Source organism: Frankia sp. AvcI1, assembly GCF_001420875.1.
Taxonomy (GTDB): domain Bacteria; phylum Actinomycetota; class Actinomycetes; order Frankiales; family Frankiaceae; genus Frankia; species Frankia alni.
Genome location: NZ_LJFZ01000009.1, coordinates 154670 through 181583, shown reverse-complemented (window position 1 = coordinate 181583; position 26914 = coordinate 154670). Strand labels below are relative to the sequence as shown.

The window sequence follows — 26914 nt, the reverse complement described above, 5'->3', positions numbered from 1 at the left end:
AGCAGCCGAGGATCAGCAGGTGCAGATGACCGAGCAGTGTCCCGGTGTCCANGAGGTCCCCGCCAGGTTCGAGCGCGGGTGACACGAACACCGCCCGTGACGATCCGTCGGGATACAGCACGCCGCGCGGGCTGAGGTTCCCGAACGCGATGCCGCCGCGGCTGAGCACCATCGGGTCCAGCCAGGCGNCCAACCGGCCGAGCCGCGCCGACAGGCTCCCCGCGAGCGCCCGAAGCTCCCCGATCTCGCCTGCCGTCGTTCCGTCGGCGTGGAGGTGTTCCACCGGATGGCTCAAGGCTTCGGCGACGACCCGGGGCAGGGCATTGGCGGGCGCCGCGGCATGGCTCAGGTGCGCGGGNGGATCGCGGTGCAGCTCGCTCAGGTCGTCCATCAGCGCCGTCACCACCCCGGTGAGCCCTGTTGGCCGGGTCTGGAGCCGGCTGGCCAGGGTGGCGCCGTCCACCCAAGGGGTGAACATCACGCCCTTGGCCGTGGCGGTCGGGGCGGCCACCCGTAGGCGGGTGTAGGTCGCCAGCGCCGTGAGCTGTTCGGCCTGGCCGACTGCCGCGTTCACCGGTGCCCCGTCGCCGTCGGCCAGCACGGTAGCGAGATCGCCGTGGTCGCCGCGGACGAGGCGCGACAGTGCCCGGCCCGCCGGGCGGACCGTTGCGCACAGTGTCTCTTCGGCGGTCCGGACCTGCCGATACAGTGCCCCGCCCGCGGTGGCCATCGCCCCGAACGCCACCTCGGTGTGCGGCCACAGCTGAGCGGTCGCGGCGGTGATCCACCTGTCGGCGTAGAGGAGCAGATCGCGGATGTCGGCGTCTCGCCAGCAGGTCGAGCAGCCCGCGGGCGGGCTCACCGGAGGCGACCGACACCGGCGTAGACCGGCAGCCGACCCTCAGCCGTCGTCTGACGACGCTGCCGGTCCTGCGCCCAGCCCGGGAGCAGGACCAGGCCGGGCTCGACCAGCGCGCAGTCGTCGAAGAACGACAGCACTTCCGCGCGGCTGCGCAGCTGGAAGGGCGCGGTCGTGCGCCGGTACGCCTCGGCCGCCTCGGTGACCTCCTGGGACTGCCCGTCGCCGGTGGCGTGGGTCACGACCAGGTAGCTGCCCGCTGGCAGGGCGTCGCGCAGCTGCGCGACCAGGCGCCGCGGGCCGGAGTCGTCGGGGAAGAAGTGCAGGACCGCGACCAGGAGCAGCGCGACCGGCTGCCCCAGGTCCAGCAGCCTGGACACCTCCGGATGGTNCAGGATCTCGTCCGGCCGCAGCAGATCCNCCTCCACGGCCACGGCCAGCGGGTTGGGCGCGAGCAGGATCTGGCTGTGCGCGACCGCGACCGCATCGTTGTCCACATAGACGACCTGGGTGTCCGGGGCCAACTGCTGGGCGACCTCGTGGACGTTGCCCATCGTCGGCATGCCCGACCCGATGTCGAGGAACTGGCGGATGCCGACCTCGCCGGCGAGGTACCGGACCGCCTCCCCCAGGAACAGCCGGTTGACCCGCGCNCTGTCGCGGATCTGCGGCCACGTTTGCTCGACCTTCGCCGCCGCTTCCCGGTCGGCCGGGAAGTTGTGTGCGCCACCGNGGAAGAAGTCGTAGACCCGTGCCACGTTCGGCCCCTCGACCCCCACTGCGGCCACGCCGTCCGCCCGCATCAGGACCGCCCCCGCGACCAGCGCGNCGTTGTGGCGATGCCTCTCCTCGGCTGGCGTAGCCGGCTTGACCGGCGGTCGATCAAGCCGGGTCTGGGATTGGAGAGGTGGTCACGGTGCGTCGCCCAGGTGATCCTCAACATGGGAACGTTCCTCACTGACGGTAGGCAAATCGAACCGTTCCACCATCGTCCAAGCGGCGTCAGNCAGTCGTCCCCCTCACCACGAAGAAGCTGTTCACCCGTTCCAACCCCGCTTGAGCTGGGAAAACGCCGAGAGGAACGGCAGTCGTTTCGCGCGCTGTCGGCCCCAACTCCCCGAAGCGTGATCGATTCACTACCGTGGAGGTGTTGCGTGCACGGCGTGGAGCGGGTTCGGACCGGCTGGCCCTGTCAGGGCACCGTGCCCGACGACCACCCCGGACGGGCCGACCAGGGACANGGCCGCCNGCGTCTGCATCCCCTCGTCAGCACCGGGGCCGAGCACTTCGAGCGGTCCCCGGGACCGTGCGTCGTCTCTGGAACCTGGTCCGTCACCTTTGACGCCCTCGCGGACAGGGGGCTCACGAGACTCGGGCCACCGCGCCGAGCAGCCACACCGCCCGCTGCGCGACGTCTGGCTCCCCCTCCGGGCGCCACAGGGCGATCGGCACCACGCCCGGCTCCTCCAGAGTGCATCCGGCCGCCTCCACGATCCCGGCGAGTTGCGCGGCCGTACGCGCCTTCAGGGGAATTCCCGCAGCCTCATAGCGGCGGGAAACCTGCTCCGCCGTGGCGGGATTCATCTCCGGGGTGATGTGGGACAGCACCAGGTAGCTGCGGGTCGGCAATCCGGCCACGAGCCCCGCGACGATGCCCGCCACTTCGTCGTCGTCTACGACGAAATGCAGGATCGCGTTGAGGGATAGCGCGACCGGCCGCTCCAGATCGAGTGTCTCACGCAACTCGGGAGCGTTGATGATCGACTGNGGGTTTTGCAGGTCGGCGTCGAGGCAGGCCGTCCGTCCCTGCGGCGTACTGGTCAGCAGCGCGCGGGCGTGCACGAGGACGATCGAATCGTTGTCTACATACACGACCCGGGCCTCCGGGGCGATGCCCTGGGCGATCTCGTGCAGATTCGGCGACGCCGGAATTCCCGTGCCGACGTCCAAGAACTGGCGGACCCCGACCTCCCCCGCGAGCCACCTGGTGGTACGCGCGACGAAGGCCCGGTTCGTCCGCGCAATGAAACCCGCGTCAGGCTCCACGGCCAGAATCTCCTCGGCCGCCTCCCGATCGGCCGGGAAGTTGTCCTTCCCACCGAGGAAATAGTCGTAGATCCGCGCCGAATGCGGCTGGCCGACGTTCAGATCCGAGGGCTGCTTCACGGCGGTGGACTCGTCCATGATTTCTTTCTGGTCGTGGGTGGAAGGCATCGCGGAGTCCACGAGCCTCGGCGGGGGTGGGTGGGACGCCGCCCCCGGCTCTGACCGGGGGCGGCGGTCCTGGGGAGCAGCCCATCCCGCTGCTACAGCGATGCTCCAGCGACCAGGGGACGCTGCGGCGCGGAACGGGCGGGCACGTCCGCCCGCCGCCCTCGACGAGTCAGCGACGCCGTGCGCGGGGGTCAGACGAGCGCGGGAAACACGCCCGTCGGCTCGTCGTCGTAGGGGTCGACCGGCCGATGGACCCCCTCGGGGTCCTCGGCCAACAGCGCGAACGCGGGCGCGACCCCGGCGGCCAGCGCCGGGCCAAGACGGTTCAGCCGTGCGGTCACCTCATCGAGGTACACCGACAGCAGGTTCGCCCACCCCTGCTCGCCCAGGATCGTCCTCACCCGGTCGTAGTAGGTCTCGGCGCGCCTGTCATCCTCGGCGAACAACGCCGCCCGGCGGGCGAAGTGCTCGCGGCGTTCGGCGGCCTGCTCGGGACTGGGCGGCGTCGGCACGGGGCTGACCTTGTGTCCGAGCAGCGCGAACTCGTCCTCGGCCGCCGTCCTCTCCTGGCGGTACTCGCCGGCCAGGTCGAGCAGCTGACGGATCGTCTCGTCCGTCAGCCCAATCAGCTTGTAGTGGACCAGCACCCGGTCCACCAGGAAGTCCGGCGACATGCTCCTCATCCGCTGGTCCAGCAGACCCAGGCGGTGCGGAGCCTTCTCATCGTGCGGAGGCATAGAACCTATCCATCTCGCGATCAGGGGTGTGATGTGCCGATTCCGACCCGCCCACGGCAGCCGCGCCGGAGGTGGCGGGAGGCGTCCGGCCGTTCGCTCGGAGGGTGCGAGCGACCGGACGGATCACAGAATGCCCGGATCTGCCGCGGCAGAGAATCCACGCGCAGCGAACATCCAATTCGATGATCGATATCTCTGTGACCTGCAAGAACGAGGCCGCCCGAGGTGACTTCTTCGTCGTCGAACCCGTGATNTGAACGGGACGGTGCAAGCCGGTGAGGGTGAGGTGCATCGCCGCGTGGTCGCCGAGGCCCCTGCGGCGAGGGGTATGAACGTAGTCGCACGCGTTGACGGTTGAGCGGTGCGCGGCGGGAATGAACGTGTGGTCGAAGCGGTAGCCGTTTCCACTGCGGCTGAATACCGGGGGTGCGGGACGCGGCTCGACGACGTTGAGATCACCGGTCACGACGACCGGGCCATCGACCCCGCTGAGGAACCCAAGCAGCGCCCGGGTCACGACACGTGGGAAGGCACGCTTGCTCTCGTTGCGGCGGCGCTGCGGGCTGTAGCCGGCGCCGTCCGGCCGTAGGCCACCGGCCGGACGGAGAACTACGCTGCCTGGAAGATGATCACCTACGCCCGGACCTAGCCGGAGTTCCGCTGGGTGCCGATCCCGCAGAAGACCGGCTCCAGACCACAGCGGGCGGCGCGTCGCGGTCAACGGGATGTTCACCCGACTCATCCACCACGCCCGCCAGCCCGAGGCGCCCGGCCGACTCACGGCATGGTGGTCGGAAGAACGGTGCGCAGGACTGTACGGGTACATCGTCCGCCCGGACGGCTACGGCCGGTGGGCACAGCGCGGCGCCGAGATCGAATGGTTCCTCGAACTGGACTTCGGCACCGAACCGCTACGCCGCCTCACCCTCAAGCTCGACGCCTACCACCAGCTCGCCAAGGAANCCCGGATCACCACGCCGATCCTGATCTGGACCACCACGACCCGCCGCGAAGCCCGGATCCGCGAAGTGCTCGCCGAGGCGCTGCGCCACCTCGAACAGCCCGCGCGGGTACCCGTCGCGACCACGGCCGCGGACATCGCCGAACCCGACCACCACCTGGACGCCACCCTCGCCCGCTGGCTCCCCTTGACCCGAGCCGGCACAGGCCGACTCGGACTCGGCCAGCTGGCCGCCGTCTGGCCACGCCCAGCCGGCGCCAAAGATCACCAAAAGAAGATCGACATCGCCCAGCGTCCCAACCGGCTCCACCCGCCGCAGCCCATGCCTCCCACCGACACCGACCGCCAGCAGCACGCAGCCTGATCCCGGGCACCTCCCAACGGTGGTCCTGTCGGTATCTACTCGCCTCGCTGAAGCCTGCGAAGTCTAGACAAACCGGGCGTTGAATTAGCCAATCTTGTTAATCCGAGGGTTCGCTACCGAGGGGTAGCGTCGGCCGCGGAGCGGGTAGATCGAGGGAGGGGTGGGTGGAGAAGACGTTCGCCGGCGCTCGGCTGCGTCGGCTGCGGGAGGGCCGGTCGATGAGCCAGGTCGATCTGGCCCGCGTCCTGGCGATCTCGCCCAGCTACCTGAACCAGATCGAGCACGACACCCGGCCGTTGACCGTGCCGGTGCTGCTGCGGATCAGCGAGGTCTTCGGCGTCGACGCCGCGTTCTTCGCCTCCCAGGACACCGCCCGCACCCTGGCCGAGCTACGCGAGGCCCTGCTGGGCGAGTCGCGGGGCGGCGAGATCTCGGCGTCCGATCTGCACGACTTCGCGACAGGTCAGCCGGAACTCGCCGAGGCGGTGCTCGGCCTGCACCGCCGCTACCGGCACCTGCTCGATCAGGCCGAGACACTCGCCGAGTCCCGAACCATGGTGTTCGAGGCCGATCCGCACCAGCAGGTCCGGGACTTCTTCTACCGACACCAGAACCACTTCGCCGAGCTCGACCAGGCGGCGGAGGCCACCGCCGGGCGCATCGGGGCCCGCCGCGGGGAGGTCCGGACCGCGCTGCGCCGCCACCTCGAGGAGGCGCACTCCATCCGATCCACCCACCTGANCCGAACGGCCGTGNAGACCGGCGCCGGTCCCGACATGCACTACTATGACGAGGCTGATCGCACCCTGCATTTCTCCCCCCACCTGCGTCCAGGCCAGCAGGCTTTCCGGATGGCGACACAGGTCGCCTTCCTGGAGCAGGACGGGCTTATCGAGAAGGTTCTGAACGCGGAGCACTTCGAGTCGTCCGAGGTCCGCCAGCTGGCCCGGATCGGCCTGGCCAACCATTTCGCCGGAGCGATGATTCTCCCTTACACGGCGTTTTATCGGGCCGCCGAACATTTCCGGTACGACATCGAACTTCTCGCCGAGCACTTCGGGGTCGGCTACGAGACGATCGCCCACCGGCTGAGCACCTTGCAGCGGCCCGGCGCCCGGGGAGTGCCGTTCATCTTCGTTCGCGTCGACCGGGCCGGCAACATCTCCAAACGCCAGTCGGCGACCGGATTCCACTTCTCCCGCACCGGCGGCACCTGCCCCCTCTGGAACGTCTACGAGGCGTTCGCCGCACCCGGACGGGTCGCGGNGCAGATCGCCTCCATGCCCGATGGGCAGCGCTACCTGTGGGTCGCCCGCACGGTCACGCGCCACCGTGGTGCCTTCGGTGAACCGGCGAAGACGTTCGCGATCGGCCTCGGGTGCGAACTGCGGCACGCCCCGCGGCTGGTCTACTCCCGGGGCATGTCGCTGGACGACCCGATGGCCGCCACTCCGATCGGCCCTGGCTGCCGCACCTGTGACCGCCCTCGGTGCCCGCAGCGCGCGGCCGCGCCCATCGGCCGGCCGCTGGCGATCGACGAGTCCCGCAGCACCTTCGTCCCCTATCCCGTCCAGTCCTGATCGTCCGTCCCGTACCCGTCCAGGCCCGCCCGCCGTCGCGGCGCCGGGATCCGCCCGGGCGCCGCCATTCGCGAAGCCGATCTTCACAAAGTTGGNAGTTCCGGTCCCCACATTCACAAAATATTACTTCTTCACTTTCTGGACCGACCTCCCGACCGCGTGCCACAGTGAGTCCCGTCGCCGACGAATTCATTTGTTGGCAGAGGATCGNAGTAAGTAGATGTCCGGGATCGAAAGGATCGGCGTTGTCGGTGCCGGTGCCATGGGTGCCGGGATCGCCGAGACATGTGCGCGGGCCGACCTCGACGTCCTGGTGTGTGAACGCGATGACCGGGCCGCATCGGCCGGGCGGCGCCGCGTGTTGGAATCGCTGGAGCGTGCGCTGCGCCGGGGGGGTCTGACGGCNCATGAGCGTGATCGGTCCACCTGGCGGTTGCGGTTCACCGCGGACCTCAACGATCTTTCCGACCGTCAGCTCGTCATCGAGGCCGTCACCGACGACGCGCCACTGAAGCTGGAGATCTTCTCCGCCCTCGATGAGGTGGTCAAGGACGAGGAGGCGATTCTCGCCTCGACGACCTCCGCCATGTCGATCACCAAGCTGAGTAGATCGACGACGCGGGCCGCGCACGTCCTCGGGCTGCACTTCTTCAATCAGGTACCGATGATGCCGCTCGTCGAGGTGGTGAGCACCGTGCTCACCAGCCCAGCGGCGCGCGTCNCCGCCGAGGACTTCGTGAACATGCTTGGCAAGCAGGTGGTGCGGTCGGGGGACCGAGCCGGCTTCGTCGTGAACGCGCTGATCATCCCCTATCTGCTGGGTGCGATCCGGATGGTCGAGGCCGGCCACGCCACGGTGTCCGATGTGGACCGGGCAGTGGTGCTGGGCTGCGCCCACCCGATGGGCCCGCTGCGGCTCGCGGACCTGATCGGCCTGGACACCCTGCACGCCATCGCCACCGCCATGTACGACGAGCTGCGTGATCCGGGGCTCGTCCCGCCGCCGCTGCTCACCCAGATGGTCGACGCCGGACTGCTCGGTGGGAAGGCCGGGCGCGGCTTTCATGTGCATCCGGGCCCGGACCCGACGGCCGCGCCCCGCCTGCGCCGCGAGGCCGGGCTGTGGGCCGACGGCCGCGATGACAGCACGTTCGTGATCGCGGCGCCGGATCCCCGCACCCGCGGGGATCCGGCCGCCCGGTCCGGAGTCCGGCTGACTGAGCGGAGCCCCGAAGCAGGGGTTGCCGCCCCGTCGTGGGCCGAGGCCCACGTCAATGTGAGGAACGAGGTGCCCGCATGATCGAGCACAAAGTGCGTGTCCACCGCAGCGAGGAGCGGCTGTCCCGGGAGGAGCAGCTCGCCTGGAAGATCGCCGAAGTCGCGGCGGACCCGGTGGAGGTCACCGAGGACGTCGCCGAGATGGTCGTCAACCGGGTGATCGACAACGCCGCCGTGGCGGCCGCGTCGCTGGCCCGAGGGCCGGTCACGGCGGCACGGGAGCAGGCGACGCGGCACGCGCCGCCGTCCGGCCGGGCCGGCGCCACGGTGTTCGGCCTGCCGCCCGCGACCCGGGTCTCGCCCGAGTGGGCGGCCTGGGCCAATGGCGTCGCGGTGCGTGAGCTGGACTTCCACGACACGTTCCTCGCCGCCGAGTACTCCCATCCCGGCGACAACATCCCACCGATCCTCGCGGCCGCCCAGCACACCGGGCTCGGGGGGCGCGAGCTGCTGCGCGGCATCGCGACCGGCTACGAGATCCAGGTGGCCCTGGTCCGGGCGATCTCCCTGCACAAGCACAAGATCGACCACATCGCGCATCTCGGCCCGTCGGCCGCGGCCGGGATCGGGACGGCGCTCGGCCTGCCGACGGAGACGATCTACCAGGCGGTCGGGCAGGCGCTGCACACCACGACGACGACCCGCCAGTCCCGCAAGGGCGAGATCTCGAGCTGGAAGGCGTACGCCCCCGCGTTCGCCGGCAAGATCGCCGTCGAGGCGGTCGACCGGGCGATGCGCGGCCAGGGCGCGCCGTCGCCGATCTACGAGGGCGAGGACGGCGTGATCGCCTGGCTGCTCGACGGCCCGCAGGCGCAGTACGTCGTCGGCCTGCCCGGGCCCGGCGAGCCCAAGCGGGGCATTCTCGACACCTACACCAAGGAGCATTCGGCCGAGTACCAGAGCCAGGCTCTCATCGACCTGGCCCGCCGGCTCGGCCCGCGCCTCGGCGACGCGCTGGCGAGTGTGCGGTCCATCGTCCTGCACACCAGCCATCACACCCACCACGTCATCGGCTCGGGGGCGAACGACCCGCAGAAGTACGACCCGACGGCGAGCCGGGAGACCCTCGACCACTCGATCCCGTACATCATCGCCGTCGCCCTGCAGGACCGGGACTGGCATCACGAGCGCTCCTACACCCCCGAGCGGGCCGCCCAGCCCGACACCGTCGAGCTGTGGCAGAAGATCACCACGGTCGAGGACCCGGAGTGGACGCGCCGCTANCACGCGACGGATCCCGCGGAGAAGGCGTTCGGAGGTCGGGTCGTCGTGACCCTGGCGGACGGTTCGATCGTCGAGGACGAGATCGCCGTCGCCGACGCGCATCCCCTCGGCGCCCGCCCGTTCGGACGGGCCGAGTACGTGACGAAGTTCCGCCGCCTCGCCGAGGGCATCGTCTCCCTGCACGAGCAGGACCGTTTCCTCGACGCCGCGGTCCGGCTCGGGACGCTGCATCCCGACGAGCTCGGTGAACTTACCCTCGCCCCAGCCTGGCCGCAGCCCACCGGGTCCACCAGCGGGCTCTTCTAAGAAGGGGATCGTCATGCTGCACGCCCAGACGACGGCGGCGAGCCGGCGGGTGACGCTGCGCGAGGCGCTGGCTGCCTCCGGGGGCCCGGACGGCGGGGTGCTGCGTTTCCCCGGAGCGTTCAACCCGCTGACGGCGCTGCTCATCGGGCAGCTCGGCTTCGACGGGGTGTACGTGTCCGGGGCGGTGCTCTCCGCCGACCTGGGGCTGCCCGACATCGGGCTGGCCACGTTGACCGAGGTCGCCGGGNGGTCCGGTGCGATCGCCCGGGTCACCGACCTGCCGGCGATCGTCGACGCCGACACCNGGTTCGGTGAGCCGATGAACGTCGCGCGGACCGTCCAGGTGCTGGAGGACGCCGGTCTCGCCGGCTGCCACCTGGAGGACCAGGTCAACCCGAAGCGGTGCGGCCACCTCGACGGCAAGTCGGTCGTCGGCACCGAGGAGATGGTCCGCCGGATCCGGGCGGCCGTCGCGGCGCGGCGCGACCCGAACTTCGTCCTGTGCGCCCGCACCGACGCCCGTGCGGTCGAGGGCCTGGGCGCGGCGGCCGAGCGGGCGAAGGCCTACGTCGACGCCGGCGCCGACATGATCTTCCCGGAGGCGATGACCGGCCTGGACGAGTTCGCGGCGATGCGCGCAGCCGTGGACGTGCCGATCCTCGCGAACATGACCGAGTTCGGGAAGAGCGAGCTGTTCACGGTGGAGCAGCTGGGCTCGGTCGGCGTGAACCTCGTGATCTATCCGGTGACCCTGCTGCGTCTGGCGATGGGCGCCGTCGAGGACGGCCTGCACCGGATCCGCGACGAGGGCACCCAGGCCGGGCTGACCGACCGGATGCAGCACAGGGCCCGGCTCTACGAGGTGCTCGACTACGCCAGCTACAACGTCTTCGACGACTCGATCTTCAATTTCCGGCTCTCCGACTGAGCGCCGAGCATGTTCCCCTCCGAGAGGAAGCACTGCCATGGCCGCCGCTGACGCATCCGTACGCAAGGGCCTTGCCGGCGTCGTCGTCGACACCACGTCGGTCTCGATGGTCAATCCGGAGACGAACTCGCTGACCTACCGCGGCTATCCGGTCCAGCAGCTCGCCGCCGAGTGTTCGTTCGAGGAGGTCGCCTATCTGATCTGGCACGGCGAGCTGCCGAGCACCGAGCGGCTGCGGGCGTTCGCCGACGCCGAGCGGGCCCGCCGGCAGATCGACCGGACGCTGATCGGTCTGCTCGCCCGGCTCCCCGAGACCTGCCATCCGATGGACGTGCTGCGCACCGCCGTCAGCTACCTCGGCGCGCAGGACCCCACTGAGGACGACGGCTCGGTGGCCGCGAACCAGATCAAGGCGCTCGACCTGCTGGCCAGGCTGCCCACGGTCGTCGCCCTCGACCAGCGGCGCCGGCGCGGCCAAGACCCGATCCTGCCGGACCCGGCCCTCGGTTTCTCGGAGAACTTCTTCCACATGTGCTTCGGGGAGGTTCCCGAGGCGGACGTCGTCCGCGCCTTCGACATCTCGCTCATCCTCTACGCCGAGCACAGCTTCAACGCGTCCACCTTCACCGCCCGGGTGGTCACCTCCACGCTGTCCGACCTGTACAGCGCGGTGACGGCGGGCATCGGCGCGCTGAAGGGCCCGCTGCACGGCGGCGCCAACGAGGCCGTCATGCACATGATGGACGAGATCGGCGACCCGGCGACGGCCGAGCAGTGGATGCTCGACGCCTTGGCGAACAGGCGCACGGTCATGGGCTTCGGTCACCGGGTGTACAAGTCCGGCGACTCCCGGGTACCGACGATGCGCGCCGAGCTCGAACGGCTCGCCAAGGCCCGCGGCGCCGACGGCGAGCGGCTGCTGGCCATCTACGAGTCCCTGGCGGCGGTGATGATCCGAGAGAAGAACCTGCACCCGAACCTGGACTTCCCGACTGGCCCCGCCTACCACCTGATGGGTTTCGACATCCCCACCTTCACCCCGATCTTCGTGATGTCCCGGATCACCGGCTGGACCGCGCACATCATCGAGCAGCTCGCCGCCAATGCCCTCATCCGCCCGCTGTCGACCTACGTCGGCCCGAACGAGNGCAGCGTCCCCCTCGCCGCCCGCCGCCTCGCCGGCTGATCGCCTGCCGGNTGACCCCCTGGCCGGCCGCAAGATCGGCCCAGGAAGACCCGCTCAGCCCGGGACGCCGCCCACAGGCTCCAGACCTGTCGGCAGCGCCCCGGGCTGAGTGCTGTCCACCTGCTGTCCACCGCCCCCTGACCGCCACGCCGCGAGGTATACGACGTCTCCTCGCTTTCGACCGGGGCACGCCTCGACGCGCGGCGCCGGCGACTGGACATGGTCGGTGCTCTCGCCTACGGTCCCCAACCAGGTCCATGGTGCAGGGAAGCCCGCTGGTCGCGGCGGTCGCGGGCTACGCCCTCGGCGGTGGCTGCGAACTGGCCATGATGTGCGACGTGCTGCTCGCCGCCGACACGGCACGGTTCGGCCAGCCGGAGATCACCCTGGGCGTCCTGCCCGGCATGGGCGGCTCGCAGCGCCTGACCAGGGCGATCGGCAAGGCCAAGGCCATGGAGCTGTGCCTGACCGGGCGGACGATGGACGCCGAGGAAGCCGAACGCGCCGGCCTGGTCTCCCGAATCGTGCCGNCCGACCACCTGCTCGACGAGGCCGTCGCCGTCGCGTCCACGATCGCCGGCATGTCCACCCCGGCGGCCATGATGGTCAAGGAGGCGGTCAACCGCGTCTTCGAGACCTCGCTCGCGGAGGGCATCCTCTTCGAGCGACGGCTGTTCCACGCGACCTTCGCCACCGCCGACCAGAAGGAGGGCATGTCAGCCTTCCTCGAGAAACGCACGCCGACCTTCCGCGACGCCTAGCGCGCCCTCGCCGGCCGCCCGGACGCGGGTCAGAAGTCCTCGTCGAAGGAGACCGTGCCGACGACGCCGACCTGGTAGGCGGAGACGCGACGTTCGAAGAAGTTCGACAGCTCCTGCACGTCCTGCAGTTCGAGGAACGGGAACGGGTTGGCGGAGCCGAACATCGGGGCGAAGCCGAGCTGGCCGAGCCGGCGGTCGGCGACATGCTCCAGGTAGGTCCGCACGTCGGCGACCGTCATCCCGGCGACGCCGCCGGCCAGCAGGTCTTGGGCGAAGACGGTCTCGGCGTCGACGGCCTCGGCGATCATCCGCCGGACGGCGTCCTCCAGTTCGGCGTCGACGAGGTCCGGCTCCTCCGCCCGGACGGTGNGCACCACGTCGAGGGCGAACTCCATGTGCATCGACTCGTCGCGGAACACCCAGTTGGTGNCGGACGCCAGCCCGTGCAGCAGGCCCNGGGACCGCAGGAAGTAGACGTAGGCGAACGCGCCGTAGAAGAACAGCCCCTCGATGCAGGCGGCGAAGCAGATCAGGTTGAGNAGGAACGCACGGCGATCCGCGCGGGTGCGCAGCCGGTCCAGACCGCCCAGCGAGTCGATCCACCGGAAGCAGAACCGGGCCTTCGCCTGGATGGACGGGATGGTGTCGATCGCGGCGAACGCCTCGGCCCGCTCGTCCGGGTCGGGCAGGTAGGTGTCGAGCAGGGTCAGGTAGAACTGGNCGTGCACCGCCTCCTCGAACAGCTGGCGGGACAGGTACAGCCGCGCCTCGGGCGCGTTGACGTGCCGGTAGAGGTTGAGGACCAGGTTGTTCGCGACGATCGTGTCGCCGGTGGCGAAGAACGCGACCAGCCGGTTGACCAGGTGCTGCTCGGCGGGGCTCAGCCGGTGCAGGTCGGCGAGGTCGGCGTGCAGGTCGACCTCCTCCACTGTCCAGGTGTTGCGGATCGCTGCCCGGTAGCGGTCGTAGAAGTCGGGGTAGCGCATCGGGCGCAGCGTCAGGCTCATCCCCGGGTCCAGTAGCAGCGCTCGCGCGGACGGGTCCGGCAGGGCGGGCGTGGAGGTGGTCACTGGCATGCCTCGCAGATCTCCGGGTTCTCCAGCGAGCAGGCGACGGACGCGGCGCCCCCGCCGCCCGCCGGCGCCCCCTGGGCGAGCGGCGGTCCCTGCACCTGGGGNGATCCCGGGGCCTGGGGTGATCCCTGGAGCGGGATGGTGTGGGCGGCGTCGGTGGTGACCGTCGCCTGCTGGATGCGGGTGGCGGGGCGCGAGCGCAGGTAGTAGGTCGTCTTCAGGCCGACCGACCAGGCGTGGGAGTACATCGACGACAGCCGGCCGATGTTCGGGTCGGCCATGAACAGGTTCAGCGACTGGCTCTGGTCGAGGTAGGGCATCCGGGCCGCGGCCAGGTCGATGAGCGCCCGCTGCGGCAGCTCCCAGGCGGTGCGGAACACCGTACGGACGTCGTCCGGCAGCTCGGCGAGCCCCTGTACCGAGCCGTCCGCCGCCCGGATCCGCTCCCGGACCCGCTCGGTCCACAGCCCGCGGCGGCGCAGCTCCTCGACGAGGTAGGTGTTGATCTGCAGGAACTCGCCCGACAGCGTCTCGCGTTTGAACACGTTGGACACCTGCGGCTCGATGCACTCGTAGCAGCCCGCGATGGACGCGATGGTGGCGGTCGGNGCGATCGCGAGCAGCAGGCTGTTGCGCAGGCCGTGCTCGGCGACGGCGGCCCGCAGCGCCGCCCATCGCTCCGGCTGTGTCGGCGTCACGTCGAAGTGGTCCGGGTGCAGCACCCCGCGGGCGGCCCGGGTCTGGGCGAACGCCGGATGGGGGCCGTGCTCGCGGGCGAGCTCCACGGACCGCTCCAGCGCGGTGAGCGCGATCTCCTCGGCCAGTCTGGTGGACAGCTCCCGGGCGGCGGGGGAGTCGAACGGCAGCCGCAGCGCGAAGAACACGTCCTGCAGGCCCATGACGCCGAGGCCGACCGGCCGCCAGCGGGGGTTGCTCGCGGCGGCCTCGCCGGTCGGGTAGTACGTGATGTCGATCACCCGGTCGAGGAACGTCACCGCCGTGCGGACGGTGGCGCGCAGCCTCGCCCAGTCGATCCGCGTCGCGGGGTCCGTGGGCGGTCCCGCCGCCGCATCCCCCGCCGCATCCACCGTCGGGTTTGCGATCGGGTCCGCCGATGCTGACGGGTCGCCGTCGCCGGGCGACAGCGCCAGNAGGTGGCGGGCCAGGTTCACCGAGCCGAGGTTGCAGACGGCGGTCTGGCTGTCGCTGGTGACCTCGAGGATCTCGGTGCACAGGTTCGACAGGTGGATGACGTTGGCGGGCTCGGCGGTCTGGTTGCCGGTCCGGTTCGCGGCGTCCTTGAAGGTCATCCAGCCGTTGCCGGTCTGCGCGAGGGTGCGCATCATCCGGGCGTAGAGGTCGCGGGCGGGCAGCTGGCGGACGTAGCGCCCGGCGGCCTCCGCGGCCCGGTAGGCGCGGTCGAACGCGTCGCCCCACAGGTCGGTCAGGTCGGGGACCTCGTCGGGATCCATCAGCGACCAGGTGTCGTCGGCGTGGACGCGGCGCATGAACTCGTCGGGGATCCAGTGCGCGAGGCTGAGGTTGTGGGTGCGCCGGGCGTCCTCGCCGGTGTTGTCGCGCAGTTCGAGGAACTCCTCGATGTCGGGATGCCAGGGCTCCAGGTACACGCAGGCCGCGCCCTTGCGCCGGCCGCCCTGGTTGACGGCGGCGACCGACGCGTCGAGGGTCCGCAGCCACGGCACGATGCCGTTGGACCGGCCGTTCGTGCCGCGGATCAGCGCGCCGCGCGAACGCACGCGGGAGAAGCCGATCCCGATGCCGCCGGAGAACTTCGAGAGCCGGGCGACCTGCCCGTACCGCTCGTAGATCGACTCCAGCTCGTCGCGCGGCGAGTCGACCAGGAAGCAGCTCGACATCTGCGGATGCGCGGTGCCCGCGTTGAACAGCGTCGGTGAGCTGGGCAGGTAGGCGAGCGACGCCATCAGNCGGTACAGCTCCCCGGCCTCGGCGACGTCGTGGGCCAGCCCGCAGGCCACCCGCAGCAGCCAGTGCTGCGGCGTCTCGATGACGAGGCGAGTGCGCGGGTGGCGCAGCAGGTAGCGGTCCTGCACGGTCCGCATGCCGAAGTACTCGAAGGCCCGGTCGGCGGATGGGTCGACGAGTGCGTCGAGCTCCGCGGCGTTCGCGGCGACGAACGCGGCGGTCGGGTCCCCGACGAGGCCGAGCCGATGGCCGTGCGCGACACCGAGGCTGAACGAGCTGATCCCCTGGCCACCGACCTCGTCGGCGATCAGGGCGGCAAGCAGCCGGGCGGCGAGGCGGGAGTACTGCGGTTCCGTCCCGATCAGCTCGGCGGCGGTCTGCACCGCCAGCCGGTTGACCTCCTCGGTCGTCACCCCGTCGTAGAGGCCGCCGGCGGTGCGGGCCGCGACCCGCTGCGGGTCGACCCGGTCGAGGTCGCGCGCGCAACGCGCCACCGCGGCGACGATCCGGCTCACATCGACGGGTACGAGCGCGCCGTCGCGACGGCGGACACGCAACGCCTGGGTACCGATCGGGGACGACTCGGTGACGGTCAACATCGCTCCTCGCGCGGGTCCGGGGACGGGCTGGACCGGCGGCACGAGGGAGGCGGCCACCGCCCGGCAAGCTCCGAGGAGCGGGCACCTGACGGTTTGGCACACGGCGGCGACGCGGCGCGACGCGTCCGGCGTACGCGACAGCGCCGGGCCACGGCGATGACCGGCGAGGTGCCCGTGCCCGGGCCAGCTCCGGCACGGTGATCCAGGCCCTCCCTCGGGGCCGGCGGACCGCCGCACGCCTTCGCGCGCGGCACGCTGGCAGGTCTTCGGACTCGCGGGCTCCCGCCGGCATCCCTCTACGCCGACGGACCTACTGGCCGTCGCTTCCCAGACGCTCATCGCGTCCAGTGCACCTGACGGCGGTCGTTCCCACTTACCGCTGCGGGGCAGCCCCGGCCTTCCACCGGATTCCCTCTTACGACGACCACCCATGGCGGAGCGGCCGAACCAGCGCGAGGCACACCCTACATATGCGAGTCACACGCCTGCAAGTAACCCACATGTTGTGTCGAGCGGGCGCCGGGGTGAGAGCGCGACGGCAATCCGTATCCGGTGGCCCGGNGCCTCTCGCCCGAGGTCTCCCGTCCTGGGCGACCTTGCCAGCGTTGCGAGGCACGCGTAGTCTTCGGTCGCCGTGGTGCTCGGGAATCCGGTGTGACACCGGAGCGGCCCTCGCCACTGTGATCGGGAAGTCTCCGGCNCTGTCCGCAATGGTGCGGAAGTCACTGGACGTTTTTCGTCTGGGAAGGCTGGTCCGGAGGCGTCGACCCGTCAGCCAGGAGACCGGCCACGGCACCGAGAGTCCTTCCACGAGGTGCTGGAAAGGCGGTCCGCGTGCGCGCGCCCGTTCATGCCGTCCCCAATCGTCGCCGTCACCTCTCCCGTCCGTTCGGCGGCCCAAAGCGGCGTCCCGGTCGCCGCGCGGCACTCGGCGCCCTGGTCACGGCGCTGCTGGCCGCTCTCGGGCTCGTCGCCTGCGGCTCCTCCACCACGGGCGGACCCGCGGCGGCCGGCGCCGGCACCGACTCCCGAGGCTGCGTCAACCACTTCAACCCGGACACGGACTATTTTCCGGAGAAGTCGACGTTCACCCGCGCCAAGAACGTCACCCTGAGCTACCACAAGAGCTATCAGGTGCTGACCGTCAANCAGCCGTTCCCCGGCGGCCGGCCCGAGTCGTACGTGCTCGTTCGCTGCGGCGCGCCCGCCCCCGCGCTGACCGGCGACCTGGCGAAGGCCCAGCGGATCGAGGTGCCGATCCGCAGCCTGTACTCGGGATCGACGACCCATCTCCCGCTGCTGGTCGACCTGGACCNCACCGACGTGCTGACCGGCGTCGCCAGCGCCACCACCGTCGTCAACGCCGACATCCGGCGNCGGATCAGCGAGCACAAGGTCACCGAGTACGCAGCCGGCGGGAAGATCAACGTGGAGAAGGTCGTCACCGGCCATCCCGACGTGCTGCTGACCGACGGCACCGACATGCCGGAGTACTCCGCCGTGCGCCGCGGCGGTGTCCCCGTCGTCGCGGACGCCGAATGGCTGGAGGGCGACCCACTCGGCCGCGCCGAATGGATCAAGGTGATGGCCGCGCTGACCGGCGACGAGGCGAAGGCCGCCAAGGTGTTCGACCGGATCGTCGGTGACTATCAGGCGGTCGCGCGGACGGTCAGCGACGCGCACGAGCCGCCGGTCGCCATCCTGCCGGGCTCGATGTACCAGGGAACCTGGTACATGCCGTCGGGCGCGAGCTACGTCGGCCGGCTGCTCGCCGACGCCGNCGCCAGCTACCCGTGGTCGGGCAGCCGGGACAGCGGCAGCCTGGAGCTCGCGTTCGAGGCGGTGTACGCGAAGGCCGGCACCGCGCGGATCTGGCTCGCCGACGGCGAATGGCACACGCTCGGCGACGCGACGAAGGAGGACACCCGCTACGGCACGCTCGCCGCGACCCGCCCCGGCGGCCAGGTCTGGACGAACACGCTGGTCATAGGCCCCGGCGGCGGCAACGACTACTGGGAACGCGGCGTGACCCGCCCCGACCTCGTCCTCGGCGACCTGGCCGCGATCCTGCACCCCGACCTCGCAAAGAACCACACGTTCGCCTTCTACCGCCGGCTGTCCGGGTGACGCGCGCCCCCAAGGCGCCCGCCGCGCGCGGCGGCGGCGCCGTGGTGGACCCGGCCGAGAGCGCGCCCCCGGTCGACGCCGCGGAATGGGGCGGGCGGCGGGTGATCGTGGCGCTGGTGGGGCTCGGTGCGACGGCAGTGGTGATGTTCCTGCTCGCCGTCGCGGTCGGATCGGTGTGGGTGCCGCTGCCGGACACCCTGCGTGTCCTCGGCGGGGCGGATCCGTCGGACCCGCGCTGGTCAGTGGTGATCACCCAGGTCCGGCTGCCGCGCGCGGCCACCGCGGCGCTCGCCGGGGCGGCGCTCGGCGTCGCCGGCCTGCAGATGCAGACCCTGTTCGGCAACCCACTGGCCGACCCGTACTCGCTGGGAGTGAGCGCCGGGGCCAGCCTCGGGGTGGCGCTCGTCGTCACCGGGGCCGGCGGGTCGGCCGGGGCGTTCACCGCGGGCGCGCTCGGTACGGGCCGGGTCGGTGTGGTCGCCGCCGGCGCGCTGGGGGCGGCGGTCGTGCTCGCCGCGGTGCTGCTCCTCGCCCGCTGGGTCCGTTCGATCGTCACCCTGCTGGTGATCGGGGTGCTGGTCGGCGCGGCGGTGTTCTCGTTCATCGGGCTGCTGCTGACCTGGACGGCCCCGCAGCGCGCCATCCAGTACTGGACCTGGCAGCTCGGCAGCTACTCGGGCGTGTCCCCGGGGGATCTGGTGGTGCTCGCGCCCGCCGTCGGCCTCGGTCTTACGGTCGGGATCGCGTCGATGAAGCCGCTCAACGCGCTGCTGCTTGGCGAGAACTACGCCCGCACCCTCGGCGTGCGCGTCCGCCGGCTGCGCAGCGTCACCCTGCTCGGCGCGTCCCTGCTCGCCGGGTCGGTCACCGCGTTCTGCGGGCCGGTCAGCTTCCTCGGCATCGCCGTGCCGCACCTGGCCCGCCGGCTGCTCGACACCGCCGACCACCGCGCCCTGCTGCCCGGGTGCGCGCTGGCCGGCGCGGTCGTGTCGCTGTTCTGCTCGATCGTCACCCAAATGCCCGGCACCGACCTGACCCTGCCCGTCAACATCGTGACCTCGCTGATCGGCGCGCCGATCGTCATCGCCGTCCTGCTGCGGGCCAGCTCCGCCGTCGCCCGGACCGTCTGATGACGCGCCAGCCGCACGGCGGCCGCGGACCGGACGTCGGATCTGGACTGATCGGCGAGGACGAACCGAACGCCGGGCCGGGGACCGAGCCCGGACCGGCCGGCGACGGGCTCGTCCTGGCCGATCTCGCTGTCGGCTACCGACGGGGACGGCGGCAGCGGGTGGTGCTGCGCGGCCTCACGGCCGCCGCGCGCCGCAGTGAACTCACCGTCCTGGTCGGCCCGAACGGCACCGGCAAGTCGACGCTGCTGCGGACCATCGCCGGCCTGCAACCGCCGCTCGCCGGACAGATCAGCCTCGACGGCGCCGACCTCGNCGCGTCGCAACCCCGGGAACGCGCCCGGCGGGTCGGCGTCGTGCTCACCGACCGCGTCGACATCCCGCTCGCCCGCGGCCGCGACCTCGTCGCCCTCGGCCGCCATCCCCACACCGCTCTCACCGGCCGGCTCACCGAGCACGACCGGCGCCGGGCGGACTGGGCGATCAGCGCGGTCGGCGCCGCGGCGCTCGCCGACCGCCGGCTCGACGAACTCTCCGACGGCGAGCGGCAGCGGCTGTTCGTCGCCCGGGCGCTCGCCCAGGAGCCGTCCATGATCCTGCTCGACGAGCCGTCCGCCTTCCTCGACGCACCCTCCCGCGTGGCGCTGACCGCGCTGCTGCGCCGCCTCGCCCGCGACCGCGGCCTCGCCGTCGTCGTCTCCACCCACGATCTCGACCTCGCCCTACGGGTCGCCGACCACGCCTGGCTGCTCGACCGCGCCGGCACCCTGCACGCGGCGAGCCCCGAACAGCTCATCCTCGACGGCCGGGTCGGCGCCGTCTTCGACACCGACGAGCTCCGCTTCGACCTGGTCACCGCCTCCTTCGTCCCCCGCCCCCGAACCATCGGCACCGCCCGCGTTCGCCGCGCCGCCCCCGTCGAGGCGCCCACCGACGCCGCGGTGGAGGGAGCCCTCGACCGTGCGCTGCGTCGCGACGGCTGGCTGCCCGCGGCCGACGGCCCGGTGGACCTGGAGATCGCCGTGGCCGGCGGCACCGAGCCCGGCCGCACCGGCGCCTTCCGGTGTGCGGCGGGTGGACAGGTCACGACCCTGCCCGACCTGGCGGCCGTGCTGGACTGGCTTCGAAAGCGCACCACCGCGCGCCCCGCGGACGGCTGGCCGGTGCGACGCGCCGACCCCGCCGACACCCGCGCGAGGCTCACCGAACTCGCCGCCGCCGGCCCCTACTTCGCCGTCGACACGGCGCCGCCGCCCACCAGCGCCCCGCCGTCCGGCGAGGTGCTCGCCGGTGGCCCGCGGTCCGGCCCGATTCCGATCGGGGAGCTCTACCGGGACACCGGTCGGCTCGCCCCCGCCCTCGACGATCTCGGCGTCCGGCTCGGCAGCAGCGAGCGCCGGGTCGCCGCGTCCACGCTTCAGCTCGGCCACGCCGCCCGGCTGTGGTCGATCGCCCTCGGCTGCTGGGTGTCCGGCGGAGTCGTCCCCGACCTGGACGCCGAGCGTCTCCTGCTGGTCTCGATGACCAGCTCGCCGATCCGCCTGCGGCTCACCGACGCCGGCGGCTGGCAGCCGCGCGACCCGGGCGATCTCGCCACCGTCGCCGATCTGCTCACCCGCGCCATCCTCGAGGCCCATCTGCGCCCCTTCGCCGAGGCCCTGCGCGCCGAGACCCACATCGCGTCCGGCCTGCTGTGGGGCAACGCCGCCTCCGCCCTCGTCGGCGCCGCCCGCGTCCTCGCCGCTGGGCCGTCCCTCCCGGACCGTCCCGCCGGACACGAGGGGCCGCCCGGGCCACCGGCTGATCCGGACGGCCGGCGGCGGCTCACGGAGCTGGCGCCGCTCGTCGCGACGGTCCTCTCCCGGCCCCCGCTCGCGGACGCCGGACGCTTCCTGCGCCTGGGCGCGGGCAGTACTCCACAGCTGGGCTCCTTCCGGCGTCGCAGCTGCTGCCTGTTCTACCGGACCCCGCGGGGCGGCACCTGCGGCGACTGCCCCCTGCTCGCCACAGCCACCACTGCCACCACAGCCACCGATCGCCGGCGGCGAAGGGAGACCGCGTGACCAGCCCCGCCGCCTATCGCACCGTTGAGGAGTTCGGGACCGGCACGCTGCACGTGTTCGCGCTGCCGATCGACGAGCGCACCTTGCTCGACATCATCGGCTACCTGTTCACCGAGCAGTGGGCGCACATCAGCTTCGGCGTCCTGGTCCAGGGCGCCGCCTGGGAGATCACCATCGCGGAGCCCGCCCGACGGATCTCCACCTACGACGGGTACGCCACCGTCGACCTCGGTCGCTGGCACTTCCACCTGTGCGTCGGCGAGCACACGGCGAGCGGTCCGGAGCTCGGCCGTGCCCGCCGCTGCGCCCGCGCCGAGCTCTACCGCCGCGTCGACGCCGCCGGCACTCCGATGAGCTGGGCGTTTCGCATGGTCAACGGCATCGGCGAACAGATGATGACGGTGTTCCTGCCCAACCCGTTCCTCGGCGACGACCAACACCCCCTGCGCCCGCCGGACTTCGGGCGCCTCGCCGCCTGGGACCACCTGCGCGCCGTCCACCTCGGCCTGCCTCCCGACCCCCTCGACCGTGCGGGCACCGGCTTCCACCACGGCTGATCCCCGACGGCCGCCGTGGGACGCACCCGTGGTGCGGGCCCGGGCGGTAAGATCAGCGGCGCGGTGGGTTCGCCCCTGAGTTGTACGCCGGCCGCCGTGGATGCGGGTAGACGACGCGTCGCACGGNGGCGGGCGGTCGTGCGCCTCGGTGGCGTCGCAAGAGGGAACCCGGTGTGAGTCCGGGACTGCCCCGCAGCGGTGAGTGGGAACGAGCGTCGTCACAGCGCACTGGGCGGAAGGTTCCGCCTGGGAAGCGACGGCCAGTAGGTTCGCCGGCCAGCAGGCCGGCGGTCGCCCGCGAGTCCGAAGACCTGCCCCCGCCCGTGCGCGGCCAGCGCGCGGTGGTCCGTGACCTCGCGGGTGGGTCGACGGCCGACGGTGGGTGCTCTGAGGCAGTCGGCCGGCGTCCATCAGGCGCGGCTTCGCCCGGCAGACCTGTCCGGCGCGCATCATCCGCGCCGGTCACGGCAGCGCCACCCGGCCGGTCGGTGTCGCGTTCTCCCACGATCTCGGGCCCAGGGCGTTTCCCGAGGGAGGAAACCATGCCGGCCTTCGCGAGCGATGGCGGCCGCCGCAGGGCAGGGCCGGGCCGGGTGGGTACGGTCCGCACGACGGTCCTCGGCTACCCACATCTGGGCCGCCGCGGGGAACTGTGCGCGGCGATCGAGTCCTACCTGGAAGGGTGNATGGACGCCGCCGTGTTGGAGCGGACGGCCGCAGCGCTGCGCGCCGACGTATGGACCGAGCTGGCCGGCGCCGGGCTCGACAGCGTCCCGTCCAACATGTTCACCTACCATGACCATGTTCTGGACACGGCGGTCCTCTTCGGCGCAGTTCCGCGGCGTTATCGTGCCGTCGGCACGTTGCGAGCCGCAGGCCGATCCCCGGCGCTGGACGTCTACTTCACAATGGCCCGCGGCGCGGGTGGACTGCCGCCGCTGGCCACCGCCCGGTGGTTCGGCAGCAGCCTGCGGACCGTCGTCCCCGAACTGGACGAGGGCACCCGGTTCCGACTGGCCGAGGACGTTCCCAAGCCGTTACGGGAGTTCTTCGAGGCCCGCCGGCTCGGCCTGTTCACCCGCCCGGTGCTGCTCGGCCCGCTCACGTTCCTGCTGCTCGCCAGACCATCGCCGGCCGCCTCGCCGGACTTCACACCGCTCGACCTGCTCGACGATCTGGTCGCCGCGTACGTCGAGCTCCTCACCCGTCTTGGCCGGGCGGGCGTCGAAGGGGTGCAACTCGACGAGCCGGCGCTGACGGCCGGGCCCGGTACGGCGGATCTCGCCGGCCTGCGTCGGGCCTACCGCCGGCTCGTCGACACCCCCGGGCGCCCGCGCATCCTGCTGTCGACCTTCTTCGGCGAGCTCGGTCCGGCGCTACCGGTGATCGCGGACGTCGGCGTGGAGGCGGTGGGGCTGGACTTCGTCGCCGGCCCGGGCAACCTCGCGACACTGGCGGGTGTTGGCGGCCTGGGCTCCACCACCGTCGTCGCGGGCGTCGTCGACGGGTACACGACCCAGGCCACGGACCTGCCATCAGCTCTGTCAACCTGCGCGGTCCTGCTCGGGCTCGCCGGGGATGTCGTGGTCAGCACGTCCTGCTCGCTGGTGCACCTGCCGCCCGAGGCGGACCCGCGGGTGGTCGACCTGACGGCGCCGGCACGGCGAAGGGTGGACGAGGTGATGCGGCTCGGCCGCGCGTTCCACGAGGATCGCCCGGCGCCCGCGCCGTGATGCGACGTGACGTGACGTGATCCTCGGATTGGGGGTCCGATGCTGGGCGGCATGGACGGCGTGGGTGGGGCCGGGACGCGCGCAGCCGCGCCCCGGCCCCTCACTGACCGGCCCCCAGTGCTGGGGCGGGATCGGTCAGAGCTGGGCCCGCAGCTGGCGGGTGGCGGCGACGAGGTTGGTGAGGGTCGCGCGGACCTCGGGNNNNTCGCGNNNCTTCAGGCCGCAGTCGGGATTCACCCACAGNCGCGCGGCGGGGAAGGCGTCGGTCGCGACCCGCAGGTGCTCGGCGATCTCCCCGACGGACGGGACGCGCGGGGAGTGGATGTCCCAGACGCCGGGGCCGACCTCGTTCGGGTAGTCGGCACGGGCGAGGTCCGCGACGATGGCCATCTTCGAGCGGGCCGCCTCCAGGCTGATGACGTCGGCGTCCATNTCGATGATGGCCTGCAGCACGTCGCCGAACTCGGCGTAGCACATGTGCGTGTGGATCTGCGTCTCGTCGCGTACGCCGGAGGTGGCAAGGCGGAACGACTCGACCGCCCAAGCCAGGTAGCCGGACCGGTCGGCCTGGCGCAGCGGCAGGGTCTCGCGCAGGGCCGGCTCGTCGACCTGGATCACCCGGATGCCGGCGGCCTCCAGGTCGCGCACCTCGTCGCGCAGGGCGAGGGCGACCTGGCGGGCGGTGTCGGCGCGGGGCTGGTCGTCGCGGACGAACGACCAGGCCAGCATGGTGACCGGACCGGTCAGCATGCCCTTGACCGGCTTGTCGGTGAGGCTCTGGGCGTAGGTGGCCCAGCCGACGGTCATCGGCTCCGGCCGGGACACGTCGCCGAGGATGATCGGCGGGCGGACGTAGCGGGAGCCGTAGGACTGCACCCAGCCCTGCGTCGTCGCCAGGTAGCCGTCGAGCTGCTCGGCGAAGTACTGGACCATGTCGTTGCGCTCGGGCTCGCCGTGCACCAGCACATCGAGGCCGAAGTCCTCCTGCGCGGCGATCACCTGACGGATCTCGGCGCGCATCGCCTCGACGTAGCGGTCGGAGCTCAGGGTGCCGGCGCGCAGCGCGGCGCGGGCCTGGCGCAGGCCGGTGGTCTGCGGGAACGAGCCGATCGTCGTCGTCGGCAGCGCGGGCAGGGCGAGCCGCTCGGCCTGCACCTGGTGGCGCTTGCCGTAGGGGCTGGCGCGGTGCAGGTCGTCGTCGGTGACGGCGGCGGCGCGTGCCCGCACCGCGTCGACGCGGACCAGCGGCGAGGCGGCCCGGGCGGCCAGGCTCTCGGCGCGCGCCCGCAGCGGCTCGGCGACGGCCGCGCGTCCGGCGGTGAGCCCGGTGGTGAGCAGGACGATCTCGTCGAGTTTCTGGCGGGCGAACGCCAGCCAGCCCGCGACCTGTGGGTCGAGGTCGCGTTCGAGGGCGACGTCCAGCGGGACGTGCAGCAGCGAGCAGGACGCGGCGACGTCGACCCGGCCGGCCAGCCCCCGCAGGGCGTCGAGCGTGTCGAGCGCGGCGGCGAGGTCCGCGGCCCAGATGTTGTGCCCGTTGACCACACCGGCGACGAGACGCCGCTCGCCGAGCCCGCCGAGCGCCCGCAGGTCGTCGAGGTTCGCCGCCGCCGGCCCGACCAGGTCGAGCGCGACGCCCTCGACGTCGCTGTCGCGCAGGACGCCCAGCGCGTCGCCGAGACGGTCGAAGTAGGTGGCGACCAGCAGCTTCGGGCGCCGGTCCGCCGGCACGGAGGTCAGCCGGGCGTAGGCGCGGGTGAGTTCGGCCAGGACGTCGGCGGGCTGGTCGAGGACCAGCGCCGGCTCGTCGAGCTGCACCCACTCGGCGCCGGCGGCGCGCAGCTCGCCGAGCAGCTCGGCGTAGAGCGGNAGGATCCGGTCCAACAGCGACAGCGGCTCGAACCCGGCGGAGCCGTCCGGAGCCGCCTTGGCCAGCAGCAGGAAGGTGATCGGGCCGACCAGCACCGGGCGGGTGATCACTCCGGCCTCGCGGGCCTCGGTGAACTCGGCCAACGGCTTGGTGGCGTCCAGCGCGAACGCCGTCTCAGGGCCGAGCTCGGGCACCAGGTAGTGGTAGTTGGTGTCGAACCACTTCGTCATCTCCAGCGGGGCGGCCTGCGCCGTGCCGCGCGCCATGGCGAAGTAGCGGTCAAGCCTGCCCTTCGCCGTGCTCACGTCCGGCACCGCCTCGCGGTGGCGGGCCGGGATCGCGCCGAGNAGGACGGCGGTGTCGAGCATGTGGTCGTAGAGGGAGAAGTCGTTGCTCGGGATCTCCTCGATCCCGGCATCGCGGAGCAGGGCCAGCCGCTGGCGGCGCAGGTCCCGNGTGGTCGCCAGCAGCTCGTCGGCGCTGACGGTGCCGGCCCAGTAGGCCTCGGTCGCCTTCTTCAGCTCGCGGTCGTCGCCCTGGCGCGGATATCCGTACACCGTCGCGCGGCTGGTCTGGGTGGTGCTCATCGGCTCTCCTTCGCGAGTCCGCTTCACCCCGNGACAGGCCCCGACACGACAGCGCCACCCTGGCCGGACCTCGACGAGCACAGGCCTGGATGGTGCCGACGGCGCGGACCCGCCCACGAGGTCACAGCCAGGNGCGCCCACACGGCCGCGGGCACGCACAGCGGGCAGGTCTTCGGACTCGCGGGCGTTCCCGATCCCTGATCGGACCGGGGTTCCTACTGGCCGTCGCTTCCCAAACCCGGACCCGGCCCACGCACCTACGGCCGAGCCACCAGTTCAGTGCTGTCCCGCCGGACCCCAAAGGGGATTCGGCATCGGACGGCGGTCGTTCCCACTCACCGCTGCGGGGCAGTCCCGGACTCGCACCGGGTTCCCTCTTGCGTCTCNCCCCNCCTCACCGCCGAGGACGGCGCAGACACGGGGATCGAACCAGCTGTGCCTGCCAGCCTAGCAACGACGCTCCCCGTCTCTCGTACCGTCCGCGCGAAGGCACGCGTCTATCGCGCCGACGTCCGGCCGGGCACGGCTGGCCTGTCAACGTGACAAGGAATGACCTTGTCGTCACCGAAGCCCACACAGTAGCGTGGCCGGGCCGTGGTGTTCGGGAAGCCGGTGCGGTGCCGGCGCGGCCCTCGCCACTGTGATCGGGAGCCTCCGGCCTTCTCTGCGGCGACGCGGAGGTCACTGAGCTGGTTCTCCAGCCCGGGAAGGCTGGTCGGAGGAGCGACGCCCGTCAGCCAGGAGACCGGCCACGGCACCAGATGACGCTTCCACGAGGTGCTGGAGGACGATCCGCATGAGCATGACCGCGGCCCGACCGATCCATTCCGTAC

General features: G+C 71.9%; 14 protein-coding genes, 30 pseudogenes and 5 riboswitches. Of the genes and pseudogenes, 22 read left to right on the top strand and 22 right to left on the bottom strand.

What is annotated here, in order from left to right:
• Window positions 1-858: 858 nt before the first annotated feature.
• The 7 genes and pseudogenes from UK94_RS48890 to UK94_RS11925 all read right to left on the bottom strand — a co-directional run.
• Window positions 859-1250 (bottom strand): annotated as a pseudogene (locus UK94_RS48890) (SAM-dependent methyltransferase); the annotation flags it as partial.
• Window positions 1251-1280: 30 nt separating this feature from the next.
• Window positions 1281-1512, bottom strand: a pseudogene (locus UK94_RS48880) (SAM-dependent methyltransferase); the annotation flags it as partial.
• A gap of 1 nt (window position 1513) precedes the next feature.
• Window positions 1514-1591 (bottom strand): annotated as a pseudogene (locus UK94_RS48875) (hypothetical protein); the annotation flags it as partial.
• A gap of 1 nt (window position 1592) precedes the next feature.
• Window positions 1593-1662, bottom strand: a 70-nt coding sequence (locus UK94_RS73550) for a hypothetical protein (protein WP_268761312.1), incomplete at its 3' end; no start/stop codon positions are given.
• Window positions 1663-2221: 559 nt separating this feature from the next.
• Window positions 2222-2626 (bottom strand): annotated as a pseudogene (locus UK94_RS48870) (SAM-dependent methyltransferase); the annotation flags it as partial.
• A gap of 1 nt (window position 2627) precedes the next feature.
• Window positions 2628-3043 (bottom strand): SAM-dependent methyltransferase (locus UK94_RS48865; RefSeq protein WP_235487622.1); only part of this gene is annotated, 416 nt, incomplete at its 3' end.
• A 221-nt stretch (window positions 3044-3264) separates the two neighbouring features.
• Window positions 3265-3810 (bottom strand): hypothetical protein, encoded by a 546-nt coding sequence (locus UK94_RS11925; protein WP_055749860.1) that lies wholly within the window; start codon window positions 3808-3810, stop codon window positions 3265-3267.
• A gap of 662 nt (window positions 3811-4472) precedes the next feature.
• Here UK94_RS11925 and UK94_RS48860 point away from each other — a divergent pair.
• From UK94_RS48860 to UK94_RS48805, 14 genes and pseudogenes are all read left to right on the top strand, one after another.
• Window positions 4473-4772, top strand: a pseudogene (locus UK94_RS48860) (replication-relaxation family protein); the annotation flags it as partial.
• A gap of 527 nt (window positions 4773-5299) precedes the next feature.
• Window positions 5300-5876: pseudogene (locus UK94_RS48855) on the top strand (helix-turn-helix domain-containing protein); the annotation flags it as partial.
• 35 nt (window positions 5877-5911) lie between these two features.
• Window positions 5912-6401: pseudogene (locus UK94_RS48850) on the top strand (short-chain fatty acyl-CoA regulator family protein); the annotation flags it as partial.
• A gap of 1 nt (window position 6402) precedes the next feature.
• A partial coding sequence (locus UK94_RS48845) for a short-chain fatty acyl-CoA regulator family protein (RefSeq protein WP_235487567.1) occupies window positions 6403-6715 on the top strand: 313 nt, incomplete at its 5' end.
• Window positions 6716-6935: 220 nt separating this feature from the next.
• Window positions 6936-7120 (top strand): annotated as a pseudogene (locus tag UK94_RS48840) (3-hydroxyacyl-CoA dehydrogenase NAD-binding domain-containing protein); the annotation flags it as partial.
• A 1-nt stretch (window position 7121) separates the two neighbouring features.
• Window positions 7122-7436, top strand: a pseudogene (locus UK94_RS48835) (3-hydroxyacyl-CoA dehydrogenase NAD-binding domain-containing protein); the annotation flags it as partial.
• Between the two features lies 1 nt (window position 7437).
• Window positions 7438-8015, top strand: a 578-nt coding sequence (locus tag UK94_RS76040) for a 3-hydroxyacyl-CoA dehydrogenase family protein (protein ID WP_313949488.1), incomplete at its 5' end; no start/stop codon positions are given.
• Window positions 8012-9216 (top strand): annotated as a pseudogene (locus UK94_RS11900) (MmgE/PrpD family protein); the annotation flags it as partial. The gene UK94_RS76040 and the pseudogene UK94_RS11900, both read left to right, overlap by 4 nt.
• 1 nt (window position 9217) lies before the next feature.
• A pseudogene (locus UK94_RS48825) lies at window positions 9218-9523 on the top strand (MmgE/PrpD family protein); the annotation flags it as partial.
• A gap of 13 nt (window positions 9524-9536) precedes the next feature.
• Window positions 9537-9770 (top strand): annotated as a pseudogene (locus tag UK94_RS48820) (methylisocitrate lyase); the annotation flags it as partial.
• Window position 9771: 1 nt separating this feature from the next.
• Window positions 9772-9827, top strand: a pseudogene (locus tag UK94_RS48815) (hypothetical protein); the annotation flags it as partial.
• A gap of 1 nt (window position 9828) precedes the next feature.
• Window positions 9829-10451 (top strand): isocitrate lyase/phosphoenolpyruvate mutase family protein (locus UK94_RS11895; RefSeq protein ID WP_235487563.1); only part of this gene is annotated, 623 nt, incomplete at its 5' end.
• A gap of 1443 nt (window positions 10452-11894) precedes the next feature.
• Window positions 11895-12167: pseudogene (locus UK94_RS48810) on the top strand (enoyl-CoA hydratase-related protein); the annotation flags it as partial.
• Window position 12168: 1 nt separating this feature from the next.
• Window positions 12169-12398, top strand: a 230-nt coding sequence (locus UK94_RS48805) for an enoyl-CoA hydratase-related protein (RefSeq protein ID WP_235487561.1), incomplete at its 5' end; no start/stop codon positions are given.
• A gap of 29 nt (window positions 12399-12427) precedes the next feature.
• Here the strand turns inward: UK94_RS48805 and UK94_RS48800 are convergent.
• From UK94_RS48800 to UK94_RS48755, 9 genes and pseudogenes are all read right to left on the bottom strand, one after another.
• Window positions 12428-12767, bottom strand: a pseudogene (locus UK94_RS48800) (ribonucleotide-diphosphate reductase subunit beta); the annotation flags it as partial.
• A 1-nt stretch (window position 12768) separates the two neighbouring features.
• Window positions 12769-12827, bottom strand: a pseudogene (locus UK94_RS48795) (hypothetical protein); the annotation flags it as partial.
• A gap of 28 nt (window positions 12828-12855) precedes the next feature.
• A pseudogene (locus UK94_RS48785) lies at window positions 12856-12937 on the bottom strand (hypothetical protein); the annotation flags it as partial.
• Window position 12938: 1 nt separating this feature from the next.
• Window positions 12939-13118: pseudogene (locus tag UK94_RS48780) on the bottom strand (ribonucleoside-diphosphate reductase); the annotation flags it as partial.
• A 1-nt stretch (window position 13119) separates the two neighbouring features.
• On the bottom strand, window positions 13120-13384 hold a 265-nt coding region (locus UK94_RS48775), incomplete at its 3' end, for a ribonucleotide-diphosphate reductase subunit beta (protein WP_235487620.1).
• Between the two features lie 192 nt (window positions 13385-13576).
• Window positions 13577-14079 (bottom strand): annotated as a pseudogene (locus UK94_RS48770) (ribonucleoside-diphosphate reductase subunit alpha); the annotation flags it as partial.
• 1 nt (window position 14080) lies between these two features.
• Window positions 14081-14622: pseudogene (locus tag UK94_RS48765) on the bottom strand (hypothetical protein); the annotation flags it as partial.
• 1 nt (window position 14623) lies between these two features.
• Window positions 14624-15417: pseudogene (locus UK94_RS48760) on the bottom strand (ribonucleoside-diphosphate reductase subunit alpha); the annotation flags it as partial.
• 1 nt (window position 15418) lies between these two features.
• Window positions 15419-16014 (bottom strand): ATP cone domain-containing protein (locus UK94_RS48755; protein ID WP_268761306.1); only part of this gene is annotated, 596 nt, incomplete at its 3' end.
• A gap of 239 nt (window positions 16015-16253) precedes the next feature.
• Window positions 16254-16481: riboswitch (cobalamin riboswitch) on the bottom strand.
• A 151-nt stretch (window positions 16482-16632) separates the two neighbouring features.
• Window positions 16633-16821: riboswitch (cobalamin riboswitch) on the top strand.
• A 509-nt stretch (window positions 16822-17330) separates the two neighbouring features.
• Here UK94_RS48755 and UK94_RS48750 point away from each other — a divergent pair.
• From UK94_RS48750 to UK94_RS11850, 8 genes and pseudogenes are all read left to right on the top strand, one after another.
• Window positions 17331-17390: pseudogene (locus UK94_RS48750) on the top strand (hypothetical protein); the annotation flags it as partial.
• A 1-nt stretch (window position 17391) separates the two neighbouring features.
• Window positions 17392-17794 (top strand): annotated as a pseudogene (locus UK94_RS48745) (ABC transporter substrate-binding protein); the annotation flags it as partial.
• Between the two features lies 1 nt (window position 17795).
• Window positions 17796-18141: pseudogene (locus UK94_RS48740) on the top strand (ABC transporter substrate-binding protein); the annotation flags it as partial.
• Window positions 18138-19271: an iron ABC transporter permease gene (locus tag UK94_RS11865; RefSeq protein WP_235487560.1), complete on the top strand. Its 1134-nt coding sequence runs from the start codon at window positions 18138-18140 to the stop codon at window positions 19269-19271. The pseudogene UK94_RS48740 and the gene UK94_RS11865, both read left to right, overlap by 4 nt.
• Window positions 19271-19586 (top strand): annotated as a pseudogene (locus UK94_RS48735) (ATP-binding cassette domain-containing protein); the annotation flags it as partial. The gene UK94_RS11865 and the pseudogene UK94_RS48735, both read left to right, overlap by 1 nt.
• Before the next feature lies 1 nt (window position 19587).
• On the top strand, window positions 19588-21334 hold a 1747-nt coding region (locus tag UK94_RS31830), incomplete at its 5' end, for an ATP-binding cassette domain-containing protein (RefSeq protein WP_235487557.1).
• Entirely contained in the window at window positions 21331-21891 is a 561-nt protein-coding gene (locus UK94_RS11855) for a hypothetical protein (protein ID WP_055749852.1), read from the top strand. The genes UK94_RS31830 and UK94_RS11855, both read left to right, overlap by 4 nt.
• Before the next feature lie 138 nt (window positions 21892-22029).
• A riboswitch (cobalamin riboswitch) is annotated at window positions 22030-22206 on the top strand.
• A 371-nt stretch (window positions 22207-22577) separates the two neighbouring features.
• A pseudogene (locus UK94_RS11850) lies at window positions 22578-23624 on the top strand (5-methyltetrahydropteroyltriglutamate--homocysteine S-methyltransferase); the annotation flags it as partial.
• A gap of 135 nt (window positions 23625-23759) precedes the next feature.
• On the opposite strand, the pseudogene UK94_RS73545 reads toward UK94_RS11850, so the two are convergent.
• The 6 genes and pseudogenes from UK94_RS73545 to UK94_RS48705 form a co-directional block, all read right to left on the bottom strand.
• A pseudogene (locus UK94_RS73545) lies at window positions 23760-23825 on the bottom strand (5-methyltetrahydropteroyltriglutamate--homocysteine methyltransferase); the annotation flags it as partial.
• 43 nt (window positions 23826-23868) lie between these two features.
• Window positions 23869-24056: hypothetical protein (locus UK94_RS48725; protein WP_235487555.1), on the bottom strand; the 188-nt coding region annotated here is incomplete at its 3' end.
• A gap of 1 nt (window position 24057) precedes the next feature.
• A pseudogene (gene metE, locus UK94_RS48720) lies at window positions 24058-25493 on the bottom strand (5-methyltetrahydropteroyltriglutamate--homocysteine S-methyltransferase); the annotation flags it as partial.
• A gap of 1 nt (window position 25494) precedes the next feature.
• A pseudogene (locus tag UK94_RS48715) lies at window positions 25495-25841 on the bottom strand (5-methyltetrahydropteroyltriglutamate--homocysteine S-methyltransferase); the annotation flags it as partial.
• A 1-nt stretch (window position 25842) separates the two neighbouring features.
• Window positions 25843-25949 (bottom strand): annotated as a pseudogene (locus UK94_RS48710) (hypothetical protein); the annotation flags it as partial.
• A gap of 1 nt (window position 25950) precedes the next feature.
• The coding region (locus UK94_RS48705; protein ID WP_235487618.1) for a hypothetical protein at window positions 25951-26081 on the bottom strand (131 nt) is incomplete at its 3' end.
• A 166-nt stretch (window positions 26082-26247) separates the two neighbouring features.
• Window positions 26248-26460, bottom strand: a riboswitch (cobalamin riboswitch).
• 188 nt (window positions 26461-26648) lie between these two features.
• Window positions 26649-26850: riboswitch (cobalamin riboswitch) on the top strand.
• Window positions 26851-26914: the final 64 nt, after the last annotated feature.